The organism is Acidocella sp., from assembly GCF_035535915.1.
Classification (GTDB): domain Bacteria; phylum Pseudomonadota; class Alphaproteobacteria; order Acetobacterales; family Acetobacteraceae; genus Acidocella.
This window is the reverse complement of the sequence record NZ_DATLPB010000051.1, coordinates 1-4,186: the sequence shown is the minus strand read 5'-3', so window position 1 is coordinate 4,186 and position 4,186 is coordinate 1. Positions and strand designations below refer to the sequence as shown.

Annotated in this window: 7 protein-coding genes; 1 reads left to right on the top strand and 6 read right to left on the bottom strand. The window is 65.6% G+C overall.

Annotated elements, in window-relative coordinates; all coding sequences use genetic code 11:
* Positions 1 to 27 precede the first annotated feature (27 nt).
* Complete coding sequence (locus VNC39_RS06330; RefSeq protein ID WP_325397309.1) at positions 28 to 408, bottom strand: HNH endonuclease; 381 nt, start codon at positions 406 to 408, stop codon at positions 28 to 30.
* Here VNC39_RS06330 and VNC39_RS06325 point away from each other — a divergent pair.
* Positions 407 to 733, top strand: coding sequence for a hypothetical protein (locus tag VNC39_RS06325; RefSeq protein ID WP_325397307.1), 327 nt, complete (start codon positions 407 to 409; stop codon positions 731 to 733). The two genes, VNC39_RS06330 and VNC39_RS06325, sit on opposite strands and share 2 nt — an antisense overlap.
* A gap of 189 nt (positions 734 to 922) precedes the next feature.
* Here VNC39_RS06325 and VNC39_RS06320 read toward each other — a convergent pair whose 3' ends face one another.
* The 5 genes from VNC39_RS06320 to VNC39_RS06300 all read right to left on the bottom strand — a co-directional run.
* Positions 923 to 1,483 (bottom strand): hypothetical protein, encoded by a 561-nt coding sequence (locus VNC39_RS06320; RefSeq protein ID WP_325397305.1) that lies wholly within the window; start codon positions 1,481 to 1,483, stop codon positions 923 to 925.
* A 190-nt stretch (positions 1,484 to 1,673) separates the two neighbouring features.
* Positions 1,674 to 1,943: a hypothetical protein gene (locus VNC39_RS06315; protein WP_325397303.1), complete on the bottom strand. Its 270-nt coding sequence runs from the start codon at positions 1,941 to 1,943 to the stop codon at positions 1,674 to 1,676.
* Positions 1,943 to 2,581: an endonuclease domain-containing protein gene (locus VNC39_RS06310; protein WP_325397301.1), complete on the bottom strand. Its 639-nt coding sequence runs from the start codon at positions 2,579 to 2,581 to the stop codon at positions 1,943 to 1,945. Before VNC39_RS06310 ends, VNC39_RS06315 begins: the two co-directional genes overlap by 1 nt.
* 2 nt (positions 2,582 to 2,583) lie before the next feature.
* Positions 2,584 to 3,468, bottom strand: a complete 885-nt coding sequence (locus tag VNC39_RS06305; protein ID WP_325397299.1) for a hypothetical protein — start codon at positions 3,466 to 3,468, stop codon at positions 2,584 to 2,586.
* 450 nt (positions 3,469 to 3,918) lie between these two features.
* On the bottom strand, positions 3,919 to 4,186 hold a 268-nt coding region (locus tag VNC39_RS06300), incomplete at its 5' end, for a hypothetical protein (protein ID WP_325397297.1).

The window sequence follows — 4,186 nt, the reverse complement described above, 5'->3', positions numbered from 1 at the left end:
CCACAGAGAGATTGCGAACGCATCGCCTTAGTCCGACCGCCTTGTAGGCCAGCCATCTAAACTACAACCCAGCGTCACATTGAGTTGTTTTGCGCGATGATCGTTCGTGCCCCGCCATTTGTCCGAATGCCGGCGATTATCACACGAGGCACAAAGGACTCTCAGATTATCCAAGGTTAGCGCGAGATGCGGATGGGTGCGGACGGGATGGATGTGGTCAACGCGGGATGTGCCGAGTTTGCGCACGGATGCGCCGCACTGCGTGCAGCGGTAGGAATCGCGGCGCAGCGCGAGGCGGCGGGCGGTGCGCCACTGTGGGCTGCGGTAAAAGCGGTAAAGCGCGTTGTCAACATTCTGGCCGGGTTTATCAAGACCGCGGCGCGTGTCCGCGCGATGTGCCTGCGTCATGAAAACCTACATTCTCGCGGCCGTGCTGGCCGTCCTTCCGCTGGCCGCGCAGGCTGAAACGGTAACAGTGCGCTCGGCGTGCCTGCCGAAGCAGGGCTGGCAGATGTGCTATACCGTGACCGAGACGGCGGCGACGGCGACCTGGGCGATGTGCTTCACACGCGGCGCGGTGCAGCAGTGCCGCGGCGATCACGTCGATAAGAAAGATCCGAACGGCTCGGTCTCTGATGCGATCGAGAAGACGGCGCGCGAGATCGTGATAGGGGAGCCGCAGGGCGTCACGGTGGATACCCGCACCGGCGTCAAGGTCCTGCGTGGCCGCTAGAATGCCCCATAGAAGCGATCTGAGCGAGCTGTGATGGCCTGAAGGCATTTTCCGCTACCCGACAGCCACCCCAGCATCAAATCGCGCCAGCGGCCTCCGTAGCGCCTTAAAACGCATTTGCCCGCCGGGCGGCCAAGCCGTGGCGGGCAAGTGCGATCGAGTGACAACACTCGACAGATAAATCATTTCCTAAAAATTCCCGGAGATTGTCAAGCGGAAATGCTGGGCCAACACGCCGAGCGTACCGATGAGCGTCCCTTTGGCGACCTCCTCGCGCATCGGCTTGCCGCCCCAGCCTTCGCGTCTGGCCCATTCGGCGACGGTCATTTCGTTGCCCAGCACATGCCAGGCGCAGGAGCCGCACGGGCTGCCCATGCCACCGCAGGCGCGGATAGCCTGCCACACCGAGTCGCGGGCGCGCTCCACGGCGACAGCGTCAACCGGCGCGCTGTGGCGCACGTCGCGCAACAGGTCGGCCGCGCGCAAGGCGTCGTGGTGCGCCAGGCGGAAGATGCGCTGAAATTGCTCGCCGGCGATGAGCTGCGCTTGGTTGATGGCGCCGCGCTCGTAGAGCCGTTGCAGCGGCGTCTCGACGAGCCATGGCAGGCCGATGCCGCCGTGTGCGTCCGCCACGCTGTCGCGCGCCCGGCTGACGGTGCCGTGCTTGAGGCGCTCCGGCGTCGGCGCCAACAGCGCCTTGCCAGCGGCGGCGGCCTTGCGCGAGGGACGTGCCGGGGGGCGGTGGGTCAATTGACGGTCGCCTCTTCCCCGAACGCTCCTGGATGCACGCAGCCGCCCCAGCGGTCGCAGCCACGAGGATGCGGGCACATCGGTTCGTCGCCGTACCACACGCATTGGCCCGGCAAGCAGTAGCGCGAGGACGGCACAAGCTCAGACTCCACCGGAAAGCACGGATCAGGCGGGGCCGGCGGATGGGGTTTCATTCGGCGGCCTCGGCGGGCGGGTCGGGCGGCTCGATCCCCAGCGCGATGCGGGCTTGGCGCAGCTCATCGGCGGCGTATGCGGGGCCGGACCTTTCCGCCCTGGCGGGTCCGCGTAACGGCAGCTCGTCCCGGATGGCGCGCAGCCGTTCGAAATGCGCCGGATTATCGCGCTTGGCGACATCCTTGCGGATTTGCTCCATGCGCTCGGCGTTGTCGCGAAACCCGACAGACCTTGCGTAGGCGTGCATGTCGATGCGCTCCGCCATCAGATCGTGTCCGTCCAGCGGTAAGACCCGCCGTCGTCGCCCTCGAAAAAGCGGCTGCGTTCGAGTTCTTCCTCGCGATCGCAGGCGGCGCGGGCCTCGCGCCGGACCTGTTTAACGATCGGGTTCGGCGTAAAGAGGGCCAGCAACCCTGAGTAGCCGTAGAGATCAGGCGGCGTTGCGCATGTAACGCCTTCGGACAACAGGATGGCTTGGATTTCCTTGAGGACGCCACCCATCATGCGGAACAACACCGACCCGGTGTAGCGGATGACGGTGTAGCCGCGCTCTTCGAAGATGCCGTTGCGGATGCGGTCTCGGGCCTGTTGCGCCGGGCTGCCGTGATAGCGCTCACCGTCGCACTCGATGACGATAAGGCGGTGCGTGCGATCCGCCGGCCTGACGATCACGGCGAGGAAGTCCACGCGAAAGCGGCCGATTTTGTGCTGCGAGAACAGGTAGCAGGCGGGCGCATCGCCGGCGCGAACGCAGAGTTCTGTAAGCAGGCTTGGGAAAAAATAGTTTCCGACCGCACGGCAGCCCAGGAGCGTGAACAGGCCGCAGCACAGCCATTGCTCGATCGGGCTTTCGCAGGCTTCCCAGACCCGGCGGCGCGGGTCGTCTTGTGGGAGGAACCGCATGGCTACACCACGAGTGCCATGGCGCCGACCGGCCGCGCACCGTAAGCCTGCGGCGGCACGTCGCGCATGTCGTCCCAGCCGGCGCGTTTACGGCGCCGGTCGATCTCGTCGAACCACTCCTGCTCTGTGTGCTCAGGGTCGAGGCCCATCAGCCCGAGCGTCGCGGCCATCTGCTCCGCGCCGGTCATGGTCGCGTTGATGAAGCGGAATAGCTTCTGCCCGAGCTGTTTTTTCTTCTTTTCGCTGGTGCTGTCCGGCGGCGGTTCGGGCGCAGGCGTCTCCGGTTGGGGCGCCTGCGGCGGCAGCGCGCAGCGCTGCTCTTCAGGACCATCATCAACAATCTTAAAATCTTCCGCTGTCGCTTCCGGCTGGGATGGCGGCTCGGGTGGGCGGGCTGTCGCGCTCGCGCGCGCGGCGACAGACTCAGTCTTTTCAGATTCAGAGAGATTCCTTTTTGCTTCGCCTTCTTTTCTTTCTTTATATCTTGTCGCACTGCTGTCGCACTGCTGTCGCGCATCGCCGTTTGGCGCTGTCGCGCGGCGCTCCGATATGGCCTGATAATCGTTGTAATTACAGATAGTTATGACCGTTTGGCCTGTCGCACGGTCTGTCGCGATCATGGCGCGCTTTTCAAGCTCACCCAAAAACCTGCGTACGCGGTCGTGCTGCCAGCCCCACGCCTCGCCGAGATGGCGCAGCGAATGGCTGAGTTGGCCGCGCTGCAGCGTGGCAATCGCGCCGCCGATCCGGACGCGTATCGCGCCATAGGCAGCGTGCTCGATAAGCCACGCCCAAGCGGCGGCGCGACAGAACGGTTCCCGCTTGCGGCTGCCGAATGCCGGATGGTCGAGCCAGCCGCGGTGCATGAGGTAAAATCCGGCGCTCATGGGATGCTCCGGTAGGGCTGGAAATTGCGGGGGGAATTAGTCATGGCTCAAGCACCTCCGATGGCGCCGGAGGGCGGGCTGCGGCAGGCGCACCTTGCCTGTGGCAAGACGACGCTTGCAAAAATCGGCGATGTCGGGAAATATCTCGCTGCTGAGACGAGATTTCTGGCCGACATCGCCGGTATGTGCAGCCCGCGCCCTCCAGCGCGGGTTTCACTATTTCCGCGTTCAGCGTGGCGCATCCGCGCGCCGGGCGCAAGGCGCCCGTGGCAAGAATCGGCTTGCGAAAATCGGCGCGATGTGCGAGGGAATCGTGGCGGTGGCGACACCGAGTTCCCAGGCTTTTGCGCCGGTATGCAGCCCGCTTCGACCAAGCGGGTTGTTTGCTTTGCGGGTAACTCTCCCGCGATCCCGGCAGCGTTGCGCAGCCGCGCGGCCCCCGCATGCCGTTCATGGCGGCCCCCGCCGCACGCCGATCGCGTGGTTGCGCTCGGCCAGCAGATGCCGCAGCCCGGCCGCCAGCAGCTCGGCCGCCAGCCGCAGCGCCGTCAGGGGCGGCAGCACGACGATCACCACCGGCGGCCCGTCTGCTGTCGCATAGCCGTGGAGTTGAATGCTGACGTTGTCGTCCTGCACGACCGCGCGGCTGCCCGGCTGCGGGTCGCTCAAACGCCGCGCCGCCGCCGGACGATGCCAAACCCGAAGAGCGCCGTGCCCA

Bases quoted from the DNA above. Each gene is read 5' to 3' on its own strand.
- VNC39_RS06310 (WP_325397301.1), bottom strand. From the start codon at position 2,581: ATGCGGTTCCTCCCACAAGACGACCCGCGCCGCCGGGTCTGGGAAGCC.
- VNC39_RS06325 (WP_325397307.1), top strand. From the start codon at position 407: ATGAAAACCTACATTCTCGCGGCCGTGCTGGCCGTCCTTCCGCTGGCC.
- VNC39_RS06305 (WP_325397299.1), bottom strand. From the start codon at position 3,468: ATGAGCGCCGGATTTTACCTCATGCACCGCGGCTGGCTCGACCATCCG.
- VNC39_RS06330 (WP_325397309.1), bottom strand. From the start codon at position 408: ATGACGCAGGCACATCGCGCGGACACGCGCCGCGGTCTTGATAAACCC.
- VNC39_RS06315 (WP_325397303.1), bottom strand. From the start codon at position 1,943: ATGGCGGAGCGCATCGACATGCACGCCTACGCAAGGTCTGTCGGGTTT.